The organism is Pseudomonas cyclaminis (genome assembly GCF_015163715.1).
Classification (GTDB): Bacteria; Pseudomonadota; Gammaproteobacteria; order Pseudomonadales; family Pseudomonadaceae; genus Aquipseudomonas; species Aquipseudomonas cyclaminis.
In genome coordinates this window covers 1-544 of sequence record NZ_JADDUM010000406.1, presented here as the reverse complement: position 1 = coordinate 544, position 544 = coordinate 1, and the positions used below count along the sequence as shown (strand labels likewise).

Annotated in this window: 1 protein-coding gene; it reads left to right on the top strand. The window is 63.2% G+C overall.

The window, feature by feature from the left end; translation table 11 throughout:
• The coding region (locus IQK56_RS30850; RefSeq protein WP_193901997.1) for a TonB-dependent receptor plug domain-containing protein at positions 1-544 on the top strand (544 nt) is incomplete at both ends.

Genomic DNA, 544 nt, shown 5'->3' with positions numbered 1-544 from the left:
GTGCCCGCGTCACCGAAGCCAGCGCCGCGATCGGCGAAGACAAGATCAGCAACACCCTGAGTATCTCGCACCAGGCGCTGCTGTCGGCGCCGGCGGGCACCTCGGGCCTGAAAATGCTCGAAGCGCTGCCAGGCTTCAACGTGCAGGTCAACGATGCGCTGGGCTTGTATGAGTTCGGCAACTCGGTATTCGTGCGGGCGTTCAACTTGCAGCAGATCGGTTTTTCCATCGACGGCGTGCCGTTGGGCCGTACCGACCAGTTTGGCGGCAGCCCGATCTATCGCTACGTCGACAACGAAAACACCGAGCGGGTCACGGCCTCTACCGGCGCCGGCGATGTGTCGCAATCGGGCTATGCGTCACTGGGTCCGTATGTGGATTACCAGACCAGCAACCCCACGGTGGAGCCCGGTGTGAGCCTGTCCTATACCTTGGGCAGCGACAGCCTGCGGCGCAGTTTCGTCAAGCTGCAAAGCGGCGAGTACCAGGGCCTGTCGGCGTATTTCAGCCGCTCGAAAATCGACGGCGACCTGTGGCGCGGGCC